The sequence below is a fragment of the Cellulomonas sp. CW35 genome (assembly GCF_052378485.1).
In the GTDB taxonomy this organism is placed as follows: Bacteria; Actinomycetota; Actinomycetes; order Actinomycetales; family Cellulomonadaceae; genus Cellulomonas; species Cellulomonas uda.
This window is the reverse complement of the sequence record NZ_CP199000.1, coordinates 2,066,585-2,091,314: the sequence shown is the minus strand read 5'-3', so window position 1 is coordinate 2,091,314 and position 24,730 is coordinate 2,066,585. Positions and strand designations below refer to the sequence as shown.

General features: G+C 74.8%; 21 protein-coding genes. 15 read left to right on the top strand and 6 right to left on the bottom strand.

What is annotated here, in order from left to right:
- Nucleotides 1-103 precede the first annotated feature (103 nt).
- From ACT17Q_RS09580 to ACT17Q_RS09555, 6 genes are all read left to right on the top strand, one after another.
- A complete protein-coding gene (locus ACT17Q_RS09580) occupies nt 104-934 on the top strand; it encodes a hypothetical protein (protein ID WP_444662103.1) in 831 nt (276 codons plus the stop codon).
- Nucleotides 931-1,524 (top strand): RNA polymerase sigma factor, encoded by a 594-nt coding sequence (locus ACT17Q_RS09575; protein ID WP_444662101.1) that lies wholly within the window; start codon nt 931-933, stop codon nt 1,522-1,524. The genes ACT17Q_RS09580 and ACT17Q_RS09575 overlap by 4 nt, the downstream gene beginning before the upstream one ends.
- 142 nt (nt 1,525-1,666) lie before the next feature.
- Nucleotides 1,667-2,842 carry a GH12 family glycosyl hydrolase domain-containing protein gene (locus tag ACT17Q_RS09570; RefSeq protein ID WP_444662099.1) on the top strand — a complete coding sequence of 392 codons (1,176 nt, stop codon included), beginning with the start codon at nt 1,667-1,669 and terminating at the stop codon, nt 2,840-2,842.
- A gap of 69 nt (nt 2,843-2,911) precedes the next feature.
- Nucleotides 2,912-3,553, top strand: a complete 642-nt coding sequence (gene hisH / locus ACT17Q_RS09565; protein WP_141320822.1) for an imidazole glycerol phosphate synthase subunit HisH — start codon at nt 2,912-2,914, stop codon at nt 3,551-3,553.
- Between the two features lie 91 nt (nt 3,554-3,644).
- A complete protein-coding gene (gene priA, locus ACT17Q_RS09560) occupies nt 3,645-4,400 on the top strand; it encodes a bifunctional 1-(5-phosphoribosyl)-5-((5-phosphoribosylamino)methylideneamino)imidazole-4-carboxamide isomerase/phosphoribosylanthranilate isomerase PriA (RefSeq protein WP_094179838.1) in 756 nt (251 codons plus the stop codon).
- Between the two features lie 3 nt (nt 4,401-4,403).
- Nucleotides 4,404-5,135, top strand: coding sequence for an SseB family protein (locus ACT17Q_RS09555; protein ID WP_444662096.1), 732 nt, complete (start codon nt 4,404-4,406; stop codon nt 5,133-5,135).
- An 11-nt stretch (nt 5,136-5,146) separates the two neighbouring features.
- Here the strand turns inward: ACT17Q_RS09555 and ACT17Q_RS09550 are convergent, their stop codons facing one another.
- The 3 genes from ACT17Q_RS09550 to ACT17Q_RS09540 all read right to left on the bottom strand — a co-directional run bounded on the left by ACT17Q_RS09550 (nt 5,147) and on the right by ACT17Q_RS09540 (nt 7,301).
- A complete protein-coding gene (locus tag ACT17Q_RS09550; protein ID WP_094179840.1) occupies nt 5,147-5,716 on the bottom strand; it encodes a hypothetical protein in 570 nt (189 codons plus the stop codon).
- A 98-nt stretch (nt 5,717-5,814) separates the two neighbouring features.
- Nucleotides 5,815-6,537: a S1 family peptidase gene (locus tag ACT17Q_RS09545; protein WP_268530337.1), complete on the bottom strand. Its 723-nt coding sequence runs from the start codon at nt 6,535-6,537 to the stop codon at nt 5,815-5,817.
- An 80-nt stretch (nt 6,538-6,617) separates the two neighbouring features.
- Nucleotides 6,618-7,301: a hypothetical protein gene (locus ACT17Q_RS09540; RefSeq protein WP_444665380.1), complete on the bottom strand. Its 684-nt coding sequence runs from the start codon at nt 7,299-7,301 to the stop codon at nt 6,618-6,620.
- Between the two features lie 63 nt (nt 7,302-7,364).
- On the opposite strand from ACT17Q_RS09540, the gene ACT17Q_RS09535 reads away from it, so the two are divergent.
- A complete protein-coding gene (locus ACT17Q_RS09535) occupies nt 7,365-8,618 on the top strand; it encodes an MFS transporter (protein ID WP_444662093.1) in 1,254 nt (417 codons plus the stop codon).
- Here ACT17Q_RS09535 and ACT17Q_RS09530 read toward each other — a convergent pair.
- The 3 genes from ACT17Q_RS09530 to ACT17Q_RS09520 all read right to left on the bottom strand — a co-directional run bounded on the left by ACT17Q_RS09530 (nt 8,599) and on the right by ACT17Q_RS09520 (nt 11,154).
- Nucleotides 8,599-8,967: a DUF1844 domain-containing protein gene (locus ACT17Q_RS09530; RefSeq protein WP_141320830.1), complete on the bottom strand. Its 369-nt coding sequence runs from the start codon at nt 8,965-8,967 to the stop codon at nt 8,599-8,601. The genes ACT17Q_RS09535 and ACT17Q_RS09530 overlap by 20 nt on opposite strands.
- Nucleotides 8,968-9,108: 141 nt before the next feature.
- Nucleotides 9,109-10,608, bottom strand: coding sequence for a catalase (locus tag ACT17Q_RS09525; protein WP_444662091.1), 1,500 nt, complete (start codon nt 10,606-10,608; stop codon nt 9,109-9,111).
- Between the two features lie 117 nt (nt 10,609-10,725).
- Entirely contained in the window at nt 10,726-11,154 is a 429-nt protein-coding gene (locus ACT17Q_RS09520; protein WP_094179843.1) for a Fur family transcriptional regulator, read from the bottom strand.
- A gap of 346 nt (nt 11,155-11,500) precedes the next feature.
- Here ACT17Q_RS09520 and infC point away from each other — a divergent pair, with 346 nt between their 5' ends.
- The 8 genes from infC to ACT17Q_RS09480 all read left to right on the top strand — a co-directional run bounded on the left by infC (nt 11,501) and on the right by ACT17Q_RS09480 (nt 24,539).
- Nucleotides 11,501-12,673 carry a translation initiation factor IF-3 gene (gene infC, locus ACT17Q_RS09515; protein WP_444665379.1) on the top strand — a complete coding sequence of 391 codons (1,173 nt, stop codon included), beginning with the start codon at nt 11,501-11,503 and terminating at the stop codon, nt 12,671-12,673.
- 89 nt (nt 12,674-12,762) lie between these two features.
- Nucleotides 12,763-12,957: a 50S ribosomal protein L35 gene (gene rpmI, locus ACT17Q_RS09510; protein WP_013883985.1), complete on the top strand. Its 195-nt coding sequence runs from the start codon at nt 12,763-12,765 to the stop codon at nt 12,955-12,957.
- Nucleotides 12,958-13,019: 62 nt separating this feature from the next.
- Nucleotides 13,020-13,403, top strand: coding sequence for a 50S ribosomal protein L20 (gene rplT, locus ACT17Q_RS09505; RefSeq protein ID WP_444662088.1), 384 nt, complete (start codon nt 13,020-13,022; stop codon nt 13,401-13,403).
- A gap of 93 nt (nt 13,404-13,496) precedes the next feature.
- Nucleotides 13,497-14,375, top strand: coding sequence for a TrmH family RNA methyltransferase (locus ACT17Q_RS09500; RefSeq protein ID WP_268530990.1), 879 nt, complete (start codon nt 13,497-13,499; stop codon nt 14,373-14,375).
- Entirely contained in the window at nt 14,372-15,022 is a 651-nt protein-coding gene (gene thpR, locus ACT17Q_RS09495; RefSeq protein WP_444662085.1) for an RNA 2',3'-cyclic phosphodiesterase, read from the top strand. The genes ACT17Q_RS09500 and thpR overlap by 4 nt, the downstream gene beginning before the upstream one ends.
- 306 nt (nt 15,023-15,328) lie before the next feature.
- Nucleotides 15,329-16,417, top strand: a complete 1,089-nt coding sequence (pheS, locus tag ACT17Q_RS09490) for a phenylalanine--tRNA ligase subunit alpha (RefSeq protein WP_268530986.1) — start codon at nt 15,329-15,331, stop codon at nt 16,415-16,417.
- On the top strand, nt 16,417-18,984 hold the full coding sequence (gene pheT, locus ACT17Q_RS09485) for a phenylalanine--tRNA ligase subunit beta (protein ID WP_444662083.1): 2,568 nt from the start codon (nt 16,417-16,419) through the stop codon (nt 18,982-18,984). The genes pheS and pheT overlap by 1 nt, the downstream gene beginning before the upstream one ends.
- 272 nt (nt 18,985-19,256) lie before the next feature.
- Complete coding sequence (locus tag ACT17Q_RS09480) at nt 19,257-24,539, top strand: ExeM/NucH family extracellular endonuclease (protein WP_444662081.1); 5,283 nt, start codon at nt 19,257-19,259, stop codon at nt 24,537-24,539.
- Nucleotides 24,540-24,730 lie beyond the last annotated feature (191 nt).

The following is a 24,730-nucleotide window of genomic DNA, read 5'->3' as shown; positions in this document are numbered from 1 at the left end:
CCCTCCCGGCGGCGTGTCGAGAGGGTCGTCGAGGTCCCGTGTCACACGCGGCGCGAACCCGGACATCCCTGTGGTGAACGACCGACCACAGGAGGAACCGACGATGACGCTGCACGAGCCCCTGACCGACGACGACCTGCGCGCCCGCCTCGCGGCCGCGGACCCGTGGTCCGCCCCGGACCTCGACGACGTGCTGGCCCCGCTCGTGGCCCGGCACGCGACGGCCGACCGCGCTCCCGCCCCGGTGACCCGCCTGCCGCTGCGCCACGCGCGGCGCTGGGCCGTCGCGGGCACCGGTACCGCGGTGGCCCTCGCGCTCACGGCGGCGGGGGTCGCGTCGGGTGCGTGGACCGGCGAGCACGCGGGCGGCACGCCCGACGGTCTGCTGCTGGTCGACGGCGTGACGTACCGGAACGAGAGCGGCACCGACACGTCCGAGATGCTCGACCTGTCGCACCCCGACGCCCCGGCGGTGGTCGCGTCGCTCGCACCGCGCGACGAGCCGCTGCCGGCGTGGCTGACCTGGGACGAGGTCGCGGCGTACGTCCTGCCCGTGCCCGTCGACGAGCCGAGCGTGACGTCCGCCGACGGCATCACGGCCTCCCTGCACTCGGTCGCGGGCGCCGCGTGGCAGGCGCAGTGGTTCGCTGCCCGCGCGGCGGGCGACGACGTGGCGGCCGCTCGCGCGCTCGACGCGTGGGAGGCGGCGCTCGAGGCGACGCGGTGGGCGTGGGAGGAGGAGTCGTGGAAGGGCCGGGAGCGGCTCGTCGCCGACGTGCGCGCGGGTGACGCGGCTGCGATGCTCCAGGACCTCGAGGCGAACGGGGTCGCGGACTTCGTCGAGCGGATCGGCGCGGACGGCGACCCCGCCACGACCGACGAGCTCCCGGGGCTCGACCCCGCGGGAGCCGGCCTCGCGGGGGACGGCCGGTGAGTGCGCAGGTCAGCCACCTGGTGGCGCCGCGAGACGAGATCGATGGCACCGAGCGGGCGGCGACCCCGGTCGCAGCCGTGACCCGCTCCGACGACCGGGTCACGGTGCTCGTGCGGACGTTCGGGCCGCGCGTGCTGGGCTACCTCGCGCGGCGCGTGCGGCACCGGGAGGACGCCGCGGACCTGTTCTCGCAGACGCTCACGACGGTGTGGCGTCGCCGCGACGACGTGCCGTCGGACGACGACGAGGCGCTCGCCTGGATGATCGGGGTCGCGCGGCTCACGCTGGCGAACGGCGCACGGGCCGCGCGACGGCGCGACGCGCTGGTGCGACGGCTGCGCGACGAGATCGTCGTGCGTGCGGCGCAGCGGCCCGGCAGCGAGGTGGGCGAGCAGGTGCGGGACGCCCTCGCGCGCCTGTCGGAGCCGGACCAGGAGATCCTGCGGCTCGACGCGTGGGACAGGCTGACCGGCGACCAGATCGCGACGGTGCTCGACCTGACGCCCGCGGCTGCGCGACAGCGGCTGTCGCGGGCGCGCGGGCGGCTGCGGGCCGTGCTCGAGGCGGACGGCGCGGCGGCGTCGCGCTAAACGGTTCCGGGTCCCGCGGTCGGGGTGCGGCGGTGCTTGTCTCGGACCTGTTGGTCCGAGCGTCCGCCGCGCCCCGACACCGCCGTCGGGGACCGGTCTCCGGGCACCGTGCACGGCGGGCGTCACACGGAAGGACTCCTCCATGAGCCGCAGTCCACGACTCAGCCCCGCTCCACGAATCAGCCCACTTCCACGTCGCAGCCCACGTCTGCTGGCCGCCTCGGTCGCGCTCGCCGCGCTGCTGGCGCTGCTCACGCTCGCGACGGCCCGGCCGGCCGCGGCGGACTCCGAGATCTGCGAGCAGTACGGCACGACGACCGTCCAGGGTGGCCGCTACGTCGTCGGGAACAACCGCTGGGGCACGAGCGCGACGCAGTGCATCTCGGTCAACGACCGGGGCTTCCGCATCACGCGCGCCGACGGGCAGACCGCGACGAACGGCGCCCCGAAGTCCTACCCGACGATCTACGCGGGCTGCCACTACGGCACGTGCTCGAGCTCCGAGGTCATCGGCCCGAACGGCGTGCGGGTGTCCGACTCGCGGTTCGCGTCGATCCAGACGAGCGTGTCGATGACGTACCCGTCCAGCGGCACGTACGACGCGGCGTACGACATCTGGTTCCACCGGTCGCAACCGAGCGCGACGACGGGCCAGAACGACGGCGCGGAGCTGATGATCTGGCTCAACCGGCAGGGGTCGATCCAGCCGATCGGCTCGAAGGTGGCCACCGTGAACCTCGCGGGCTCGACGTGGGACGTGTGGTTCGGCAACACCGGCTGGAACGTCGTCTCCTACGTGCGCACCTCGACGGCCGGCTCCGTGAGCTTCTCGGTCAAGACGTTCTTCGACGACATGCTCGCGCGCGGCTACGGGCAGTCGTCCTGGTACCTTACGAGCGTCCAGGCGGGCTTCGAGCCGTGGATCGGCGGGACGGGTCTGGCGGTGACGGACTTCTCGGTCACGGGCAACGGCCAGCCGCCGACGCAGACCACCCCGCCGCCTACCCAGACCACGCCGCCGCCGGGCGGCTCGTGCTCGGCGACGTACGCACTCGTCGGGTCGTGGGGCGGCGGGTTCCAGGCGAACGTCACCGTGAAGGCCGGGTCGAGCGGCGTCACCGGGTGGACGGTGCGCGGCACGCTGCCGTCCGGCTCGGGCGTCCAGAACGTCTGGAACGGCCGGTCGACGGGGTCGGGCTCGTCGCTCGTCGTGGCGAACGAGTCGTACAACGGCTCGCTCGCACCGGGCGCGTCGACGACGTTCGGGTTCGTCGGGACGGGCAACGCGCCGTCGTCCCTGGCGCTCACCTGCGGGTGACGCGCCGACGACGTCTCGCCCGCTGGTAGACGCGGCGGGTCGGTGGGCACGCGCGGGTAACCTGGGCGCGTGCCCACCCCCCGCGTCGTCGTGCTCGACTACGGCTTCGGCAACGTGCGCTCCGCGGTCCGCGCGCTCGCGCGCGCCGGGGCGGACGTCGAGCTGACCGCCGACAAGACCGCCGCCACCGAGGCGGACGGCCTCGTCGTGCCCGGTGTCGGAGCGTTCGCGGCCGTCATGGCGGGGCTGCGCGCGGTCGGCGGCGACCAGGTCGTCGACCGGCGCCTCGCGGGTGGCCGGCCCGTCCTGGGCATCTGCGTGGGCATGCAGGTGATGTTCAGCGAGGGCGTCGAGCACGGCAAGCACACCGAGGGTCTGGGGGAGTGGCCCGGTGTGGTCGACCGGCTCGAGGCGGACGTCGTGCCGCACATGGGCTGGGCGACGGTCGACGCGCCCGAGGACTCGGTCCTGTTCGACGGCCTGCACGACGAGCGCTTCTACTTCGTGCACTCGTACGCCGCGCGCGCCTTCCCCCTGACGGACTCGCCGACCGAGCGGCTCACCCCGCCGCTCGTGACGTGGTCCGAGCACGGCGACCGGTTCGTGGCGGCGGTCGAGAACGGTCCGCTGTCCGCGACCCAGTTCCACCCCGAGAAGTCCGGCGACGCGGGCGCGCACCTGCTGCGCAACTGGCTCGACTCGCTGCGCTGACCGCGCCCCCGCGCGGACGACCGGATCCGACCCACCCCGACCTGCCCTGACCCACCCCGACCCGCCCCGACCGTCCGGAGGACGAACCCGCATGACCGACCCCCGCCTCGAGCTGCTGCCCGCCGTCGACGTCGCCGACGGGCAGGCCGTCCGCCTCGTGCAGGGGGAGGCGGGCTCGGAGACCTCGTACGGCGACCCGCTGTCCGCCGCGCTCGACTGGCACGCCGGCGGCGCCGAGTGGATCCACCTGGTCGACCTGGACGCGGCGTTCGGACGCGGCTCCAACGCGACGCTGCTCGCCGAGGTCACGGCCGAGCTCGCCGGCAAGGGCGTCAAGGTCGAGCTGTCGGGCGGCATCCGCGACGACGCGTCCCTCGAGCGGGCGCTCGCCACGGGTGCGACGCGCGTCAACCTCGGCACCGCCGCGCTCGAGGACCCGGCGTGGACCGCGCGCGTGATCGCCTCGCACGGCGCGCAGATCGCGGTCGGCCTCGACGTGCGCGGCACGACCCTCGCGGCGCGCGGCTGGACGCAGGAGGGTGGCGACCTCTGGGAGGTGCTCGCGCGCCTCGAGGACGCGGGCTGCGCGCGTTACGTGGTGACCGACGTGACGAAGGACGGCACGCTGCGCGGGCCGAACGTGCAGCTCCTGCGCGACGTGTGCGAGCGCACGCAGGCGCCCGTGGTCGCGTCCGGCGGCATCTCGAGCCTCGAGGACCTGCGCGTGCTGCGCACGCTCGTGAGCGCGGGCGTCGAGGGTGCGATCGTCGGCAAGGCGCTGTACGCGGGGGCCTTCACGCTGCCCGAGGCGCTCGACGTCGCGGGGCGTCCCTCGACGGAGGGCTGACGCGTGGCCGGTCGCGAGCTGCCGCCCTCGTCGCCGTTCGCGTCCGACGACGGCGCAGCGGACCCGCGGGTCGCGGCGGCGCTCGCGTCCCTCGGCGCGGGTGAGGGCTCGCTCGCCGAGGTGGTGGCCGCGCTCGCCGGCACGCGCGTGCTGGTGCCCGTGCTCGCGGAGCTCGACGTCGCCGACGTCGTGGTGCACGACGGGCACGAGCACACGGTCGACAAGGAGGCGTCGACGGGCATCGTCGCGCTGCGGACCCCCGACGGGCGCCGCGCGCTGCCCGCGTTCACGTCGGTGGCGACGATGGCCGCGTGGCGCACCGACGCGCGTCCCGTGCCCACGGACGTCGCCCGCGCCGCGCTGTCCGCGGTGCAGGAGGGCTGGGAGGTCGTCGTCGTCGACCCCGGCGGGCCGGTGCCCGCGCTGCTGCCGCGGCCCGCAGTCTGGGCGCTCGCCAAGCAGGAGGCGTGGGTCCCCGCCGTGCACGCGGGCGCCGTGGCCGACGACGTGGCCGCCGCGGTCTCGCGGGCCCTCGCCCCCGTCGCGGCCGTCGTGCGGGCGGACGTCGAGCCCGGGCGGCGGGCCGAGCTCGCGGTCGTGGCGACGCTCGTCGCGGGCCTCGACCGGGCCGCACTCGAGCGCGCGGTCGAGCAGGTCAACGCCGCGCTCGCCGCGGACGAGGTCGTGGCCGAGCGCGTCGACTCGCTCGAGCTGCGGCTGCGCAGCGCGGCCTGACGCGCGGGCGGTCAGCGGTCGGCGAACGCCGCCACCGCGTGCGACACGGCCTTCGCGACAGCGGTCACGGCCAGCGCGGCCCCGGCCGACGCGACCGCGGCCACCGCGACGAGCTGCCCGCCGAGGATCACGCGGTTGAGGTCCAGCGCCGGGCGCCAGTGCACGCCGTCGTCGTCGACGACGAACACGCCGACCGCCTTGACGTGCGCCCCGTAACCGCCGCCACCGCCGTGGCCGCCCCCGTACCCGCCGTGCGTGTCCGGGTCCGTGTCGTCGTCGCCCGACGTGGACGCGTCCTCGTCGGCAGGCCCGTCGTCGCCCTGGCCGGCGGCGTCCCACTCCTCGACACCGCGACCCCGCGCCGCCCACGCGCGTGCGCGGCGCGCCCAGCCGCCGGTCGGGAGCGCCCCGCCGCCCTCGCCGTCGCCCGCGCCGAGGCCCGTCGCGGCCCACACGCGCGCCACGGGGATCACGGTCACGCCGTCGCGCTCGTACGCCTCGCCGAACACGCGGCGGACGGTGAACGTCTCGTTCGCGGCGGTCGCGAGCGCCGACGGGTCGAAGCGAGGGACGTGTGCCATGGCTGCCTCCTGCGGTCGGGTCGGGCGTCGCGGTGCGAGCCCCGTGCTCGATCCTGCGCGCTCGTGCACGCGAGGTCCACCCCCGCTCGCGGGTCGTGCTAGCCGGTGCAGGTGGGTGCGGGGGAGACCTGCTCCTCGTCGTCCAGGAGGCTGCGCAGCGTGCTGACGGGGACGACGAAGCTCGTGCCGTCCTCGCCCCGCGCGTAGACGACCCCGACGACGCGCCCCTGCGCGTCGAGCACGGGCGACCCGGAGGAGCCGAGCTCGACCCGCGCGTCGGTCACCAGGACCTCGCCGAGGTTCTCGTCCAGCGGGTCCGTGGTCGCGCCGATGACCTTGCCGGTGGTCATGGTGAGCTGGCTCCCGCGCGGGTAGCCGACGATCGTGACCTCGGCGCCCGGTGCGGGGTCGAGCGGGGCGAGGCCGCCGTACGCGGGCAGCGGGTCGACGGTGCGCACGAAGGCGAGGTCGGCGAGGGACGCGGTGCTCGCCGCCTGTGCGCGGACGTCCCGCCCGTCGTACGTGCTGATCTCGAGCGCCGCGGACTCCGAGACGACGTGCCGGTTCGTCACGAGCGTGTGGTGGTCGATCGCGAAGCCGGACCCGGTGGACAGCGAGCCGCAGCCGACGTTGCGGATGCGTACCGACATGCGGATCGCGGCGTCGAAGCCGTCGGGCGACAGCGCGCTGCCGGGCCGGGGCGAGGGCGACGGCGAGGCGAGCGGCGCGGACGTGCCGACCAGCGTCGTCGGGACCGGGTCGGGCAGCGGCGGCAGCGCACCGCACGCGGCGAGCGCGAGCCCGGCCAGCCCCGCCAGCACGGCCGTGACCGGCGTGCGCGGCGCGGGCCCCGACGACCGGGACGGCCGTGAGCCCGCCCGCGACGGGCGACGCGCCGGCGTCACGGTTCGAGCTCGTGCTGGAGCTGCTCGTTCGCCTCCGTGGCCTGGCCGCACAGCGCGTCGACGTCGTCGCGGAACCGGCGCAGCGCGGCGGGCTCGTGGGCCTCGGCGTTGTCCATGTACCGGATGAGCTGCTCCTGGCCGGCGATGCACGTCGCGAGCGCGGTGGCCACCTTCCCCGCGGCCTGGGACACGCGCGCCTGGTAGTCGGCGAGCTGCTGCTGCGCCGCCGAGTCGTCACCCAACTGGGCCTTCTCGTCCGCGAGCTCGGTGATGCGGTCCTGGGCGGTGCCGAGCTGCTCGCGGGTGTCGTCGAGCACCTCCTGCGCGGCCGCGAGGTCGCCCTGCGTGCGCTCGAGGTCCGCCGCGGCGGTCACGGCGAGCGTCTGCCAGCCCGCGCTGGTCGCGCGCCACTCGTCCGTCGTGCGCCACAGGTACGCGACCAGCGCGCCGCCGGCGACGAGCGTGAGCGTCAGGCCGGCTGCCAGCACCGGCACGGCGCGCGAGCGGCGACGTGCGTGCGCCACCGACGGTGTGCCGGCCGCAACCGTGTCCCGAGGCGCGGCGGCGGGTTCGGGGGGTGGTGGCGGGGGCGGCACGTCGTCGTGCGGCGTCCGCGCGGCGTGCGCCACCCAGCCGGGGGTGCCCGACGCTCGTCCCCCGCTCGCGCGCGCGTCCTCCATCGGCACCCGCACAGGATAGGCACGCGGGCCGGAGCACGCCGCACGACGGGTGACAATGATGGGATGTCTTCCTCCTCCTACGGGGCCGTGCTGCGCCTGCCCGCGGTCGCGCGGCTGTACGCGGTCGGGTTCGTGTGCCGCATCCCCGCGGCCATGGTGGGGGTCGTCCTCACGCTGCACGTCGTCACGTCGCTCGACCGCGGCTACGGCCAGGCGGGGGTCGTCGCGGGTGCGTCGACGATCGGCATCGCGATCGGCGCGCCGTGGCGCGGGCGGCTCGTCGACCGCCTCGGCCTGCGGCGTGCCATCGCGCCCTCGGTCGTCGTCGAGTCCGCCGTCTGGCTGGTCGCGCCGCACCTCGGCTACCACGCGCTCGTCGGCGCGGCGTTCGTCGCCGGGCTGTTCCTCGTGCCGGTGTTCTCGGTCGCCCGCCAGTCGCTCGCGGTGCTGGTCCCGCCCGCGCAGCAGCGCACGGCGTTCGCGCTCGACTCGGTGCTCGTCGAGCTCACGTTCATGCTCGCGCCCGTCGTCGGCGTGCTCATCGCGACGCAGGTCTCGACGACCGCGGCGCTCACCGTCGTCGGCGTCGCGACCGTCGGCGGCGGCGTCCTGCTCATGTGGGCGAACCCGCCCACCCGCTCGCAGCGACCCGCGCCCGTGCTGCCCGCCGACCTCGACGCGCCGGCGCACGGGCTGGGCGCGGCCGCGCCGGCGCGCACGCGCGTCGTCACGCCCGAGCTCGTCGTGCTGCTCGTCGCGGCCGCGGCGGCGTCGTTCGTGCTCATCGGCACCGACGTCGCGCTCGTCGCGTCGCTCAACGACGCGGGACGCCCCGGCGACGTCGGCTGGATGGTCGCGCTGTGGGCGGGCGGCTCGGTCGTCGGCGGGCTCGTGCACGGTGCACGGTCGAGCTCCCCGCCGCCGCTCTGGCTCGTCGTGCTGCTCGCGCTGGCGGTCGTGCCCGCCGCGTTCGCGGCCGTGCCCGTGTGGCTCGCGCTCGCGGTGTTCGTCGCAGGCCTGCCCTGCGCGCCGACGCTCGCCTCGATCAACGCGACGCTCGTGCGCATCGCGCCCGAGGAACGTCGCGGTGAGGTCATGGGCTGGTCGGGGACCATGTCGACCGTCGGCAACGCGCTCGGCGCACCGCTGTGCGGGTGGGTCATCGACCACGTGCACCCTGGCGCGGGCTTCCTCACGGCCGCCGTCGTCGGGGGCGGGGTCGCAGCGGGCGGGCTCGCGGTCCAGCACGTGGTGCGCCGCCGCCGGGGCGGCACGCGCGGGCTCGCGGCCGCGGAGGTCAGCTCACCGGGCCGGTGAGCTTCTCGCCGGGCCCCTCGCCCGGTGCGTCCGGGAACGGCGACGCCTCACGGAACGCGAGCTGCAGCGAACGCAGGCCGTCGCGCAGCGACCGCGCGTGCTGGTTGCCGATGTCCGGTGCGGACGCGGTCACGAGCGCGGCGAGCGCCGTGATGAGCTTGCGGGCCTCGTCGAGGTCCAGGTACTGCCGGCCGTCGCCGTCCGGGCCGTCCTCGGCGAGGCCGCACTTGACGGCGGCGGCGCTCATGAGGTGCACCGCCGCGGTGACGATCACCTCGACCGCGGCGACGTCCGCGATGTCCCGGGTCGCGTCACGGGCGGGGTCGTGGGGCGTGGCCTCGTCGCTCATGCGCTCATCCTCGCACCCGCCGCGCGGCGGCCCGCGCGGGGCGTGCGTGGTGTGCGTCTCGCCGCCGGACGCGGACGACCCCCGCACCTGGGCGTGCGGGGGTCGTCCGTCGGTCGCTCGCGCGGGCCGCTCGGTGGTGGCTCAGGCGACGGGCGTCGCCGACGTCGCCGGGGTGCCGGTCTCGACGGGCGCGGTGCCCTCGAGCCGGGCGCGCAGCGCCGCACCCAGGCCCGCGTCGACCTGCGTCCAGTACTGGACGGCCCGCTCCCGGATGTCGGCGCGACGCACGCCGCCCACGTGACCGGTGATCGTGTCCAGGAAGCGCGCGCGGGCCGCGTCGTCGAACACCTCGCGGTAGAGCGTGCCGGCCTGACCGAAGTCGTCGTCCTGCGCGTGCAGCGTCGCCGCGGCGCGCGTCAGGTCGCCGTCCGACTCCCAGCCGCCGTCGGTCGCGCGGGTCGGGTCGGCCGCGGGACCGCCCGCCGAGTTGGGTGCGTACACCGGCGTCGTCGCCGACTCGAAGTGGTAGCGCGCCGCGCCGTCCTTCGAGTACGAGTGCACGGACGACTTCGGCGCGTTGACGGGCAGCTGTGCGTGGTTCGTGCCGACGCGGTACCGGTGCGCGTCCGCGTACGAGAAGATCCGCGCGAGGAGCATCTTGTCGGGGCTCGCCGCGATGCCCGGCACGAAGTTGCTCGGCGCGAACGTCGCCTGCTCGATCTGCGCGAAGTAGTTCTCCGGGTTGCGGTTGAGCTCCATCACGCCGACCTCGACGAGCGGGTAGTCCGCGTGCGGCCACACCTTCGTCAGGTCGAACGGGTTGAAGCGGTACGTCTTCGCGTCCTCGTACGGCATGACCTGGACGGACAGCGTCCAGCGCGGGAAGTCGCCCGCCTCGATGTGCTCGTACAGGTCGCGGATGTGCACGTCCGCGTCCGATCCCGCGAGCTGCGACGCCTCGTCGGCGCTCAGGTTCTTGATGCCCTGCTGCGTCTTGAAGTGGTACTTGACCCAGAACCGCTCGCCCGCGGCGTTGATCCACTGGTAGGTGTGCGAGCCGAACCCGTCCATGTGCCGCCACGACGCCGGGATGCCGCGGTCACCCATGAGCCACGTCACCTGGTGCGCCGACTCGGGCGACAGCGACCAGAAGTCCCACTGCATGTCGTTGTCGCGCAGGTGCGAGCCGGGCAGGCGCTTCTGCGAGTGGATGAAGTCGGGGAACTTGATGCCGTCGCGGATGAAGAAGACGGGCGTGTTGTTCCCGACGAGGTCGTAGTTGCCCTCGGACGTGTAGAACTTCAGCGCGAAGCCGCGCGGGTCGCGCCACGTGTCGGGCGAGCCGAGCTCGCCGGCGACGGTCGAGAAGCGCGCGAGCATCTCGGTGGTCGCACCCGGCTGGAACACCGCGGCGCGCGTGTACGAGGAGACGTCGCCGGTCACCGTGAACGTGCCGAACGCGCCGCCACCCTTGGCGTGCACGACGCGCTCGGGCACCCGCTCGCGGTTGAACTGCGCGAGCTTCTCGACGAGGTAGTGGTCGTGCAGGACGATCGGGCCGTCCGCGCCGACCGACAGCGCGTGCGCGTCGGAGGCGACGGGCGCGCCGGAGTTCGTCGTGGTGGCGGGCACGTGAGACATGGGTGTCCTCTCGCAGGTGGGCGTGACGGTCCACGGCCCGGCGGTGCCGGTCCGTGTCGTGGGGGACCCGCGGCACGCGGTGCGTGACGCGGACGGGTGGGGGAGCGGTCGGGGGAGCTACCCGGTGGTGTGCGGGTCGTCGCCGCGGCAGTGCGCGCACAGACCCCAGAACGTCACCTCGGCGGCGTCGACGGCGAAGCCCGTGGTCCCGCTCGGTTCGAGGCAGGGCGCCTCACCGACGACGCAGTCGACGTCCTCGACGGCGCCGCACGCGCGGCACACCACGTGGTGGTGGTTGTCGCCCACGCGACGCTCGTACCGCGCGGGGTGCCCGGCGGGCTCGATGCGGCGCACGAGGCCCGCCTGGGTGAACGCGGCGAGCACGTCGTAGATCGCCTGCACGGAGACCGACGGCATGCGGGTGCGTACCCCGCGCAGCACAGCGTCGGCGTCGGCGTGCGGCGAGGCCGTCAGGGCCTCGAGCACCGCGAGCCGCGGCGCCGTGACCCGCAGGCCTCGGCTGCGCAGGAGCTCGTCGTCGTTCATGGGACCCACCCCATCACAGAAACTGGAACGATTCAAGTAATGGAACAGTTCCAGTTGTGGTCGTCGCCCCTGCCGGGCCGGTGCCCGCGCCGCGCGCTCGCGCGAGGTGCCGGGTCGCATCACCCCGATGTGTCGGCACGTCGTTGTGTCTGGTAGCCTCGTCCACCGACTGACCTGTGCTGTGTCCCGACGCCCGTGAGGGTCCGGAGCGCGGCCCAGGTGCACAAGTGGAGTCTCTCCCACCTTGGTCCCGACCGTCCGGCGCGAGCCGGCGACAGGGTCCGGGTCCGGTCTACGACGTCCGCCGTCCCGGCTCTCGCCGGGAGGACGCGCGTCGTGCGTGCGCATGCTCGTCGTGCGCCGGATCGACAGAGGCCTCCACCTGTACCCGGGACGGAGGCCTTCTTCGTCCCCGGCGGTCCGTCACGACGAACCTGGAGGAGCACCCATCAGCGAGCCCCGCATCAACGATCGGATCCGCGTCGCCGAGGTCCGCCTGGTCGGCCCTGCCGGCGAGCAGGTCGGCATCGTCCGCGTGGAGGACGCACTGCGCCTGGCCCAGGACGCCGACCTCGACCTGGTCGAGGTCGCCCCCGACGCGCGCCCGCCCGTGGTCAAGATCATGGACTACGGGAAGTACAAGTACGAGGCCGACATGAAGGCCCGCGAGGCCCGGCGGAACCAGGCCAACACGGTCCTCAAGGAGATCCGCTTCCGGCTCAAGATCGACCCGCACGACTACGCCACCAAGAAGGGCCACGTCGAGCGGTTCCTCAAGGCCGGCGACAAGGTCAAGGTCATGATCATGTTCCGTGGCCGCGAGCAGTCGCGCCCGGAGATGGGCTTCCGCCTGCTGCAGCGGCTCGCCGCCGACGTCGCCGAGTTCGGCTTCGTCGAGAGCTCCCCGAAGCAGGACGGGCGCAACATGATCATGGTGATCGGCCCGACCAAGAAGAAGGCCGAGCAGCGCCAGGAGCAGCGTCGTCAGGCGCAGGCCGCCGCGGCGCGCGACGCCAACGCCGCCGCGAAGGCCGCGCAGGCCTCCGCGTCCGACGCGGAGGACGACGCCGACGAGGCATCCGTGGTGAGCGCCCCGGCGCCCGCCGCGGTGGTCGCCGAGGCCCCCGCCGCGGTCGAGACCGACGCGACGGACGGCGCGACGGACGAGCCGACGACCGGCGCGACGGACGAGGGCGACGAGGGTACGACGCAGGCGCGTGCCGCCGAGCCCGTGGCCGAGAAGCCGGCCCGCCCGGCTGCCGCCGCGGCACCCCGGCCGGCAGCCGCCGCCAAGCCCGCCGCTGCGCCGAAGCCCGCTGCTGCGCCGAAGCCCGCTGCTGCGCCGAAGCCCGCTGCTGCGCCGAAGCCTGCTGCTGCGCCGAAGCCTGCTGCTGCGCCGAAGCCCGCTGCTGCGCCGAAGCCGGCGGCGACGCCCAAGCCGAGCGCCACGGCCGCCAAGCCCGCCGCGCCGCGGCCGGCACCCCGGCCCCGACCGAGCGCGCCGCGCAGCACCGACTGACCCGAGACGGCCGGGACGCCCCCGCGGACCGGCCCCCGAGCGAGTCGCACGAACCCGTGCGATGCGAACGACAAGGAGACACGGCAGCCATGCCGAAGAACAAGACGCACTCCGGTGCCAAGAAGCGCTTCCGCGTGACGGGGACGGGCAAGGTCATGCGTGAGCAGGCCAACGGTCGCCACCTGCTGGAGCACAAGTCGAGCCGCCGCACCCGCCGCATCGCCGGTGACGTGGTCGTCTCCGCTGCCGACACCCCCAAGATCAAGAAGCTGCTCGGCAAGTGACTCGTCCGGGCGCCCCTCGGCGCCCGGGGTCCTTCCGGCCCTGACCAAGCAAGGAGCATCACGTGGCACGCGTGAAGCGGGCGGTCAACGCCCAGAAGAAGCGTCGTTCGACCCTCGAGCGGGCCAGCGGTTACCGCGGCCAGCGCTCGCGTCTGTACCGCAAGGCGAAGGAGCAGGTCACCCACTCCCTCGTCTACTCCTACCGTGACCGCAAGGCGCGCAAGTCGGACTTCCGCAAGCTGTGGATCCAGCGCATCAACGCTGCGGCCCGCGCGGAGGGCATGACCTACAACCGTCTGATCCAGGGCCTCAAGCTCGCGGGCATCGACGTCGACCGCCGTGTCCTGGCGGACCTCGCGGTCAACGACGTGGCGGCGTTCAACACGCTCGTCAAGGCGGCCAAGGACGCGCTCCCTGCCGACGTCAACGCCCCCAAGGCGGCCTGACGCGACACGCGTGAGCAGTTCTCCCACGAAGCCCCCGGCCCGGTGCCGGGGGCTTCGTCGTCCCCGAGCGGCACGACCCGCGATGATGGACCCGTGGATGCACGAGACCTGCTGACCAACCCGCGCAGCGACCGGGTGCGTGCGGTGCGCGCGCTCGCCGGACGCGCGGCGCGCGAACGGCACGGCCGGTTCGTCGTCGAGGGGCCGCAGGCCGTGCGCGAAGCCGTGTCACCCACCGGTCGCGTGCACGTGCGCGACCTGTACCTCACGCCGGCGGCGGCGCAGCGGTACGACGAGATCGTCCAGGCCGCCGCGCGGCGCGGGATCCGGACCACGCTCGGCGACGACGAGGTCCTGGCGGCGATGAGCCCGGACGCCCAGGGCGTGGTCGCGGTCGCAGACCTGCTCGAGCCAGGGTCGGACGTGGTGCTCGCGGCCGCCCCGCGGCTCGTCGCGGTGCTCGCCCAGGTCCGCGACCCGGGCAACGCGGGTGCGGTCATCCGGGCGGCGGACGCCGCCGGGGCGGGCGGCGTGCTGCTGAGCGCCGCGAGCGTGGACGTGCACAACCCGAAGGTCGTCCGCTCGACCGCCGGCTCCCTCTTCCACCTCCCGGTCGGTCACGGGGTCGCCACGGGCGACGCGGTCGCTGCGCTGCGGGCCGCCGGGCTCGCGGTCCTGGCCGCCGACGGCGCGGGGGAGCACGACCTCGACGACCTGCTCGACGTCGCGGGGGCGGCGCCCGCGGGCGTGCCCGACCTGGCCGCGCCGACGGCCTGGCTGTTCGGCAACGAGGCGTGGGGTCTGCCGGACGCCGACCGTGCGCTCGCGGACGCGGTGGTCCGCGTGCCCCTGCACGGGCGTGCCGAGTCGTTGAACCTCGCGACGGCGGCGACCGTGTGCCTGTACGCGAGCGCCCGGGCGCAGCGGCGCGCGCCCGCGCTCCCGCGGCCGGGAGCGGGTCGGGCCTCGTGAGGGCGTTCGCGGCCGTGTGGCCGTCCGACGAGGTGCTCGACCACCTGGACCTCACGCTCGCGAGCGTGCGCGGCGGTCCGTCGGGCCCGTCGTCGGACGTGCGCTGGTCCGCGCGCGAGACCTGGCACCTGACGACGTCGTTCTACGGGGACGTTCCCGACGGCCTCGTGCCGGACCTGGTCGCGGCGCTCGACGCGGCCTGTGCGGGCCTTGCGCCCTACCCGCTCGGCCTGCGCGGTGCGGGGGTGTTCTCGCACCGGACGCTGTGGGTCGGCGCGGCGGGTGCGCTCGACGCGCACCAGCACGTCGTGCGCGCGTCCCGCGACGCGGGCGAGCTCGTCGGCGCGCAGCAGGACGCCCGGGTGCGCGGGCGCCCGCACCTGACGATCGGCCGCGCGCGCCCGGGTAGCGGACCGCCGCGCCGCCGCTCGTCGCGACCCGCGGCCGAGGGCGGACGTCCCAGGGACGCCGCGCGGCCGGGGGACGACCCGCTCGCGGCGCTCGTGCGCGCGCTCGCGGTGTACGAGGGCCCGCGCTGGAGCGTCGAGGCGGTGCATGTCGTGGAGTCCATGCCGGGCGCGGGGCGCGGCGGCGGTCCGCTGTACCGCACGGTCGAGCGCCTTCCGCTGCGGGGGACGACCGGCTGACCATCGACCGACCGCCGCCCTGGCCGACCACCGGGCAGGACGGTGGCCCGCACGCGCCGGACCGTGCCATGCTGGGCACGTGATCGCTCGACGCGCGGCGGCTGGTCGCCGATTTCCGAAGCCCGTTCCCGGGCCGCGCTGACGCGCACGTGAGCGGAGCCGCGCAGGCTCGTCGCCCCGTGGGGGCGGACGGGCGCCGCCGCGTGCTGGACCTCCCGGACGGCCCCGGACCGGGCGCCTAGACTTGCCCGCTGGTCGGGCGCGCCGTGGGCGCGCCTGCCGCACGCCCACCTTCGGAAGGTTCGGATGTCCGAGACCCCTGCTGCTGCCGACGGCAGCGCACCTGACCTGTCCCCGCTCGACGAGGCCGGCGTCGCCGCCGCGGTCGACGCGGCACTCGCCGACGTCGCCGCCGCGGGCGACCTCGACGCCCTGAAGTCCGTGCGCCTCGCGCACACGGGCGACCGCAGCCCGCTCGCGCTCGCGAACCGCGCCATCGGCGGCCTGGCACCCGCCGACAAGGGCGTGGCCGGCCGGCTCGTCGGGCAGGCCCGCGGTCGCGTCAACCACGCGGTCGCCGAGCGCCAGGTCGTCCTCGAGGCCGAGCGCGACGCGCGTGTCCTCGTCGAGGAGACCGTCGACGTGACGCTTCCCGTGGACCGTCGCCCGCGCGGCGCGCGCCACCCGCTCGAGGTGCTCCAGCAGCGCGTCGCCGACGTGTTCGTCGCGATGGGCTGGGAGATCGCCGAGGGTCCCGAGCTCGAGGCGGAGTGGTTCAACTTCGACGCGCTGAACTTCGGTGTCGACCACCCCGCGCGCCAGATGCAGGACACGTTCTACGTCGCGGACCCCGCCGGGTCCGACGCGCCGTCCAACCTGGTCCTGCGCACGCACACGAGCCCGGTGCAGGCGCGCTCCCTGCTCGAGCGCGGCGTGCCGGTGTACATCGCGTGCCCGGGCAAGGTGTTCCGCACCGACGAGCTCGACGCGACGCACACGCCGGTGTTCCACCAGGTCGAGGGCCTCGCGATCGACGAGGGCCTGACGATGGCGCACCTCAAGGGCACGCTCGACCACTTCGCCAAGGCGATGTTCGGGCCCGACGCCCGTACGCGGCTGCGCCCGTCGTACTTCCCGTTCACCGAGCCGTCCGCCGAGATGGACCTGTGGTTCCCGCAGAAGAAGGGCGGGCCCGGCTGGATCGAGTGGGGCGGCTGCGGCATGGTCAACCCGAACGTGCTGCGGGCCTGCGGTGTCGACCCGGAGGTCTACTCGGGCTTCGCGTTCGGCATGGGCATCGAGCGCACCCTCATGCTCCGCCACGGCATCGGCCTCATGCACGACATGGTCGAGGGCGACGTGCGGTTCTCCACCCAGTTCCAGGCGGTGATCTGATGCCTCGCATCCCTCTGTCGTGGCTCGGCGAGCACGTCGAGCTCCCGGCCGGCCTGACGGCCGAGCAGCTCGCGGCCGACCTCGTGCGCGTCGGTCTCGAGGAGGAGGCGATCCACGCCGCCGCGGTGACGGGTCCGCTCGTCGTCGGGCGCGTCGTGGAGCGCACGCCCGAGCCGCAGAAGAACGGCAAGACGATCAACTGGTGCCGCGTCGACGTGGGCGACGAGCACAACGAGGTCGCCGAGGACGGCACGCGCGGCCCGCGGGGCATCGTGTGCGGTGCGCACAACTTCGACGTGGGCGACCACGTCGTCGTCGCGCTGCCCGGCGCGGTGCTGCCGGGGCCGTTCCCGATCGCGTCGCGCAAGACGTACGGGCACGTGAGCGACGGGATGATCTGCTCGGCGCGCGAGCTGGGCCTCGGTGAGGACCACTCGGGGATCATCGTGCTGAGCGAGCTCGGCCTCGACGCGCCCGTCGGCACCGACGCGCGCGAGCTGCTCGGGCTCGGCGAGGAGGTCCTCGAGATCAACGTGACCCCCGACCGCGGGTACTGCTTCTCGATGCGGGGCGTCGCACGCGAGTACGCGCACTCGACGGGTGCGGCGTTCACCGACCCGGGTCTGCCCGAGCCGGTCGACGAGCGTCCGGCCGGGTTCGCGGTCGAGATCGAGGACGACGCGCCGATCCACGGCGTGCCCGGCGCGGACCGGTTCGTCGCGCAGGTCGTGCGGGGCGTGCGGGCGGACGACCCGTCGCCGGCGTGGCTGCAGCGCCGGCTGCAGCAGGCGGGCATGCGACCGATCTCGCTCGCGGTCGACGTCACCAACTACGTGATGCTCGACCTGGGCCAGCCGTTGCACGCGTACGACCTGGCGACGCTCGCGGAGCCGATCGTGGTCCGCCGGGCGCGCCCGGGCGAGACGATCCGCACGCTCGACGACCAGGTGCGCACGCTCGACCCGCAGGACCTGCTGATCACCGACTCGCGGGACGGGCGCGGCTCGCGGCCGATCGGCCTCGCGGCGGTGATGGGCGGCGGCGAGACCGAGGTCGGGCCGACGACGAGCGACCTGCTCATCGAGGCGGCGCACTTCGACCCGGTGTCCGTCGCGCGCACCGCGCGTCGGCACCGGCTGCCGAGCGAGGCGTCCAAGCGGTTCGAGCGCGGTGTCGACCCGCGCCTGCCGCGGGTCGCGGTGCAGCGGGTCGTCGACCTGCTCGTCGAGCACGGTGGTGGCACCGCGGACGTCGCGCTGACCGACGTGGACCGCACGACGCCCGTCGCGTCGTTCGAGCTCGACCTCGAGCAGCCGGGCCGGCTCGTCGGCGTGCCGTACACGCACGACGAGGTCCGTTCGGTCCTCACCGAGATCGGCTGCGAGGTGCGCGACGTGCGTCCGGGCGTCGTCGCGGTGACGCCGCCCACGTGGCGCCCGGACCTCACGACGGGGGTCGACCTGGTCGAGGAGGTCGCCCGCCTGCGCGGCTACGACGCGATCCCGTCCGTGGTGCCTCCGGCGCCCGCGGGGCTGGGGCTCACGTGGGAGCAGCGCGCGCGCCGCGGGATCGCGGACTCGCTCGCCGAGTCCGGGCTGGTCGAGGTGCTGAGCTACCCGTTCGTGTCGACCGAGCAGCTGGACGCGCTCGCGCTGCCGCGCGACGACGAGCGTCGTCGCGCGGTTCGCCTGGTCAACCCGCTCTCGGACGCGCAGCCGTTCATGCGCACCGACCTCCTCGTGACGCTGCTCGACACCGCGCGTCGCAACGTGGCCCGGGGCAACGTGGACGTCTGCGTGTTCGAGGTGGGTCTGGTCACCCGCCCGGGCGCGGGGGCGGGCGCCGCCCTGTCGCTGCCGGGCGGTGTGCGGCCGTCGCAGGAGGACCTCGCGGCTCTCGAGGCCGCGGTCCCGCCGCAGCCGCGGCACGTCGCGGGCGTGCTCGCGGGACGCGTCGAGCCGGCCGGGGTGTGGGGCGCGGGTCGCCGCGCCGACCACGGTGACGCGATCGCGGCGGTGCAGCGCGTGGCGCAGGTCGCGGGTCTCGAGGTGCGGCTCGTCGCGGACGGCGCACGTGCGCCGTGGCACCCGGGGCGGTGCGCTCGCGTCGAGACCGCCGACGGTGCGGTGCTCGGCTGGGCGGGGGAGCTGCACCCGAACGTCGTCGCGGCGCACGACCTGCCGGCCCGCGCGGCGGCCTTCGAGCTCGACCTCGACGCGCTGCTGGCGGCCGCGCCGCGCGAGGCGCGTCAGGCGCGCGGGGTCTCCACGTTCCCGGTGGCGAAGGAGGACGTGGCGCTCGTCGTGCCGTCCGGAGTGCCGGCCGCGGACGTGCTGGACGCGGTCCGCACAGGAGCCGGGGCGAGCGCCGCGGGCGACGTGGTCGAGGACGTGCGGCTGTTCGACGTGTACGAGGGTGACCAGGTCGCCCCCGGGCACCGGTCGCTCGCGTTCTCGCTGCGGCTGCGTGCCGACGACCGCACCCTCACGGCGGCCGAGACCGCCGGTGTGCGCGAGGCGGTCGTCGCGGAGGCGGGGGCGCGGTTCGGCGCGACGCTGCGGGCCTGAGCCACGCTGCGGGCCTGAGCGACGCGCGACGGCGGCCCCGGGCGGCCTCCCACGGAGGTCCGCCCGGGGCCGTCGTCGTCCCCCGGCCGGTCCGCGCCGTTCCCCGGACGGGTGACGACGACCCGGCGTCACGTGCTCGTCATGGGACGTCCGATGAGTTCACCTCATCGTTACTCACCAGTAGTTGCGACAAATCGGGCTGCGCGTCAGGGTGAACGCGGGTCGCCCTACCGGGCGACCGCTCGTGCGTTCCCCGACGAAGGAGAGCCCCCGTGCTCCGTGGCACCAGATCGTTGACCGGGGGCATCGCCGCCCTCGCCGTCGTGCTCGCAGGTGCGGCCACCGCCGCCCCGGCGAACGCTGCCGTCTCACCGACGGCACCCGTCGTCGTCCACGAGGTGTACGGCGCAGGAGGCAACTCCGGGGCGGTCCTCGCCCGCGACTTCGTCGAGCTGTACAACCCGGGTGACGAGCCCGTGGCGCTCTCCGGCTGGTCGGTGCAGTACGCGTCGGCGACCGGGAGCTCGTGGACGAACACCACGCCGCTGACCGGCTCGATCGCCGCGGGCGGCTACCTGCTCGTCGGCGGCGCGGGCGGGTCGAACGGCGCCGCGCTCGAGGTCGACGTCGACGGGGCGATCAACCTGAGCGGGACCGCCGGCAAGGTCGCGCTGGTGAGCTCGACGACGTCGCTCACGTGCTCGACGGGCTGCGCCGGGCAGGACCCGGTGGTCGACCTGGTCGGCTACGGGCCGACGGCGTCGTCGTACGCGGGCTCGGGCCCCGCGCCGGCGGCGAGTGCGACCACCTCGGTCTCGCGCGACGACGAGCACACCAACACGGCCGACAACGCCGCGGACTTCGCGGCGGGCGCTCCGACGCCGCAGCGCGCGCAGGGCGGCACCGACCCCGACCCCGACCCCACCGTCGTCCCGATCGCGGAGGTCCAGGGGACCGGTGACACGTCGCCGTACGCCGGCCGGACGGTCACGACCCAGGGCGTGGTCACCGCCGCGTACCCCACGGGCGGCCGCAACGGCTACGTCATCCAGACCGCCGGCACGGGCGGCGCCCTCGGCAGCCGCACCGCGTCCGACGCGATCTTCGTGTTCTCGGCGAGCACCGACGACCTCGTCACGATCGGCGACGAGGTGCGCGTCACGGGCGCGGTGAGCGAGTTCCAGGGGCTCACCGAGATCACCGTGACGAGCGCGGCGGGGCTGGAGGTCCTCGACTCCGACGCGAGCGTCACGCCGCTCACCGGCGCGTGGCCCGCGACCGCCGCGGCACGTGAGGCGATCGAGTCGATGCTCCTGCTGCCCACCGGCGACCTCACGGTCACGAACACGTTCTCCACCAACCAGTACGGGGAGCTCGGGCTGGCGACGGGCACCACGCCGCTGCTGCAGTGGACCGAGGTGGCCGACCCGCAGGACACCGCCGCGGTCCAGGCCGTCAAGGACGACAACGCGGCCCGCGGCGTCGTGCTCGACGACGGCGCGACGACGAACTTCCTCAGCACCGCGAACCAGGGGCTCGTCCCGTCGTACGTGTCGCTCGAGAACCCGGTGCGGGTCGGTGCGTCGGTGACGTTCGACGAGCCGGTCGTCGTGACCTACGTGAACTCCACGTGGAAGCTCGACCCCACGCGCCCGGTGCAGGGTCTGGCGAACAGCCCGGTCACGGTCGAGAACACGCGGACCGACTCGCCGCGCGACGTGGGCGGCGACCTCACCGTCGCGTCGTTCAACGTGCTCAACTACTTCACGACGCTCGGCGCCCGGACGCCGGGCTGCGTCCCGTACACGGACCGCACCGGCGACGGCGTGACCGTGCGCGAGGGGTGCGACCCGCGCGGTGCGTGGGACCCCGCGGACCTCGAGCGTCAGCAGGCGAAGATCGTCACGGCGATCAACGCGCTCGACGCGGACGTCGTCGGGCTGCTCGAGATCGAGAACTCGCTCGTGGTCGACGGCGTCGCCGACGAGGCGCTCGGCACGCTCGTGGACGCGCTGAACGACGCCGCGGGCGAGGAGCGCTGGGCGTTCGTGCCCTCGTCGTCGCAGCTGCCGCCGGTCGGCGAGATGGACGTCATCTCGAACGCGCTGATCTACCAGCCCGCCGCCGTGCAACGCGTCGGCGAGTCCCGCGCGCTGGGCACCCTGTCGGGTTCCGGTGAGCCGTTCGACAACGCGCGCGAGCCGATCGCGCAGGTGTTCGCGCCGGTCGGCGGCGGCGAGCCGGTGCTCGTCGCGGTCAACCACCTCAAGTCGAAGGGCTCGGCGGGACCGCTGCCCGGCGATGCGGACGCGGGCGACGGGCAGGGCGCGTCGAACGCGTCGCGCGTCGCGCAGGCGACCGCGCTGCGGGACTGGGTCGCCGACATCCAGGGCGACGTCGAGTCGGTCGCGCTCGTCGGGGACTTCAACGCGTACACCCTCGAGGACCCGCTCCAGGTCCTGTACGACGCGGGCTACGCGGACGCGACGACCGAGCTCGCGCCGGGGGAGTACTCGTACTCGTTCGGCGGGCTGTCGGGGTCGCTGGACCACGTGCTGCTCAACGAGCACGCGCTCGCACGGGCGACCGGCGCGGACGTCTGGGAGATCAACGCCGAGGAGTCGATCGCGCTCGAGTACAGCCGGTACGACTACCACGGCGCGCTGTACTACGCGTCCGACGAGTACCGCTCGTCGGACCACGACCCGGTGGTCGTGGGGCTCGACGCGGGTGAGGCCGGCAGCACGGTCGACCTGACGTTCCTCAACATCAACGACTTCCACGGCCGCATCGAGTCCGCCGCCGCGGGGTCGAACACCGTCAAGCTCGCCGGCACGGTCGAGCAGCTGCGCGCCGCCGCACCGGGACCGGTCGCGTTCCTGTCGGCCGGCGACAACATCGGTGCGTCGCTGTTCGCGTCGGCGGTCCAGCAGGACCAGCCGACGATCGACGTGCTCAACGCCCTCGACCTGGCCGCCTCGGCGGTGGGCAACCACGAGTTCGACCAGGGCTTCGCGGACCTGCGGGACCGCGTGGTGGGCCCGGACGACGACCGCAACGCGGCGTGGGCGTACCTCGGCGCGAACGTCTACGCGAAGGGCACGACGGACCCGGTGCTGCCGGAGTACGCGATGGTCGACATGGACGGCGTCGACGTCGCGGTCGTCGGCGCGGTGACCGAGGAGACCCCCTCGCTCGTCACCCCGGCCGGGATCGCGGACCTCGACTTCGGCGACCCGGTCGAGGCGGTCAACCGCGTCGCGGCGCGGCTCACCGACGGCGACGAGGCGAACGGTGAGGCCGACGTGGTCGTCGCCGAGTACCACGAGGGTGCGAGCGCGGGCACGCCCGACGGCGCCACGCTCGCGCAGGAGGTCGCGGCGGGCGGCGCGTTCGCGGACATCGTCACGGGCACGTCCGCGGCGGTCGACGCGATCTTCACCGGCCACACCCACAAGCAGTACGCGTGGTCGGCGGACGTCCCCGGTGTCCCGGGTGCGACGCGACCCGTCGTGCAGACGGGCTCGTACGGCGAGTTCGTGGGCAAGGTCGTCCTCACGTACGACCGGGCGACCGACGAGGTCCTCGCGCACACCGAGGCGAACGTGGCGCGCACGACGACGGCGGACGCCGACCTGGTCGCGGCCTTCCCGCGGGTGGCCGAGGTCAAGACGATCGTCGACGCGGCGGTCGCGTACGCGAACGAGGTCGGCAGCGAGCCGGTCGGCTCGGTCACGGCGGACATCACGACGGCGTACTCCGGCGGCTCGTACGTGGACGGCGTCTACACAGGCTCCGGCCCGCTGCCGACGACGGGTCGCGACGACCGCGCGAGCGAGTCGACGCTCGGGAACCTGGTGGCGAACGCGCTGCGCGACACCCTCGCGGAGGACCGGTTGGGCGGCGCCGACATCGGCGTCGTCAACCCGGGCGGGCTGCGCAACGAGCTGCTGTACGCACGCTCGGGCGCCGAGACGACGGACGGTGTGGTGACGTACGCCGAGGCGAACGCCGTTCTGCCGTTCGTCAACAACCTCTGGACGACGACGCTCACGGGTGCGCAGGTCCGCACGATGCTCGAGCAGCAGTGGCAGCGTGACGCCGCGGGCAACGTGCCGAGCCGGCCATACCTGCAGCTCGGGCTCTCCGACAACGTGTCGTACACGTACGACGCGAGCCTGCCGGAGGGCAGCCGCATCACGTCGGTGACGATCGACGGCGAGCCGCTGGACGCGGAAGCCGACTACCGCGTGGGGACGTTCTCGTTCCTCGCGACGGGCGGCGACAACTTCCGGGTGTTCACGCAGGGCAGCGACACGCGTGACTCGGGTCTGGTCGACCGGGACGCGTGGATCGCGTACCTGCGGGCGCACCCCGGCCTGTCGCCCGACTTCGCGCGGCACGCCGTGGCCGTGAGCGACGCACCCGAGTCGGTCGAGGCGGGCGGCACGCTCGGGTTCGAGGTGTCGCACCTGGACCTCACGAGCCTCGGCTCGCCGCGCAACACGAGCCTGGACGTGCGGCTCGACGGTGAGTCGATCGGCACGGCGACGGTCACCGGCGGCGCGGCCACGGTGTCCGCGGTCGTGCCCGCGGGCACGGCGGCGGGGGAGCACGAGCTCACGCTCGTCGCGAGCCCCAGCGGCACCACGGTCCACCTGCGGCTCACGGTCGAGCCGGCGTCGTCCGGGCCGACCACCACGACGCTCACGATGACCGGCGACCCGGTCGCGGGCGCGACGCAGACGCTCGTCGCGACCGTGACGCCCGCGGGTGTGACCGGCACGGTGACGTTCGTCGACGGGAGCACCTGGCTCGGGACCGTCCCGGTGAAGCTCGGCCGGGCGAGCCTCGACGTCCGGCTGGGCGGGGGTACGCACGCCCTGCGGGCGGTGCTCGTCCCGGTCGACGAGGCATGGGAGGGGTCCGAGGGCTCGTTGTCCGTGACGGTCGCGAAGGCGACGTCGACGACCACGCTGTCCCTCGACCGGACGACCGTGTCGTTCGGCGGCACGGTCACCGCGACCGTGACGGTCACGTCGACCGGGGGCGCTCCCACCGGCGTGGTCCAGGTCCGCGAGGGCGCGAGGGTCCTCGGGGCGGGCACGCTCACGGGGTCGGGCGCGACGGCGACCGCGACGGTCGTGCTCCCGCGCACGCTCGCGCGCGGCACGCACACGCTCACCGCGGTGTACGGCGGCTCGGCGGACCTGACCGCCTCGACCTCCGCGCCCGTGCGGCTCACCGTCACCAGGGCGACGCCGACGATCGCGCTGTCGACCGCGTCGTGGACCGTCACCCGTGGCACGCGTCCGACCATCGCGGTCACGGTCGCCGGGGTGGCCGGTGCCCCCTCGCCGACCGGCAAGGTGACGCTCGAGGCCGGCGGCCGTCCGCTCGTCGCGACGCTCCAGAAGGGGAAGGCGACGTTCCGGCTGCCGGCGGTGACCCGTGACGTGACGGTCCGGGCCAAGTACCAGGGCGACGACTCGTACGCCTCGGTGTCCGCGGTCCGGACGCTCGTCGTGAAGCACGGGGGGCACGGCCGCCGCTGACCCGAGGGACGCGGCAGCCAGCACGCTCGAGGGGCGTCCGACCACCACGGTCGGGCGCTCCTCGCGCATGCCCACCCGTGCGGCCCACCGGCCGGTCGGCTCGCCCGGTGGTCGTCGTCGACGCGCCTGCCGACGCGCCGTCCGGTGGGCGGACGGGGGGCGGACGGCGGCGGTGCGCGCGGGCTAGCCTG

Bases quoted from the DNA above. Each gene is read 5' to 3' on its own strand.
- ACT17Q_RS09580 (WP_444662103.1), top strand. From the start codon at position 104: ATGACGCTGCACGAGCCCCTGACCGACGACGACCTGCGCGCCCGCCTC.
- ACT17Q_RS09570 (WP_444662099.1), top strand. From the start codon at position 1,667: ATGAGCCGCAGTCCACGACTCAGCCCCGCTCCACGAATCAGCCCACTT.
- priA (WP_094179838.1), top strand. From the start codon at position 3,645: ATGACCGACCCCCGCCTCGAGCTGCTGCCCGCCGTCGACGTCGCCGAC.
- ACT17Q_RS09550 (WP_094179840.1), bottom strand. From the start codon at position 5,716: ATGGCACACGTCCCTCGCTTCGACCCGTCGGCGCTCGCGACCGCCGCG.
- ACT17Q_RS09540 (WP_444665380.1), bottom strand. From the start codon at position 7,301: ATGGAGGACGCGCGCGCGAGCGGGGGACGAGCGTCGGGCACCCCCGGC.
- ACT17Q_RS09535 (WP_444662093.1), top strand. From the start codon at position 7,365: ATGTCTTCCTCCTCCTACGGGGCCGTGCTGCGCCTGCCCGCGGTCGCG.
- ACT17Q_RS09530 (WP_141320830.1), bottom strand. From the start codon at position 8,967: ATGAGCGACGAGGCCACGCCCCACGACCCCGCCCGTGACGCGACCCGG.
- ACT17Q_RS09525 (WP_444662091.1), bottom strand. From the start codon at position 10,608: ATGTCTCACGTGCCCGCCACCACGACGAACTCCGGCGCGCCCGTCGCC.
- ACT17Q_RS09520 (WP_094179843.1), bottom strand. From the start codon at position 11,154: ATGAACGACGACGAGCTCCTGCGCAGCCGAGGCCTGCGGGTCACGGCG.
- infC (WP_444665379.1), top strand. From the start codon at position 11,501: ATGCTCGTCGTGCGCCGGATCGACAGAGGCCTCCACCTGTACCCGGGA.
- rpmI (WP_013883985.1), top strand. From the start codon at position 12,763: ATGCCGAAGAACAAGACGCACTCCGGTGCCAAGAAGCGCTTCCGCGTG.
- pheS (WP_268530986.1), top strand. From the start codon at position 15,329: ATGTCCGAGACCCCTGCTGCTGCCGACGGCAGCGCACCTGACCTGTCC.
- pheT (WP_444662083.1), top strand. From the start codon at position 16,417: ATGCCTCGCATCCCTCTGTCGTGGCTCGGCGAGCACGTCGAGCTCCCG.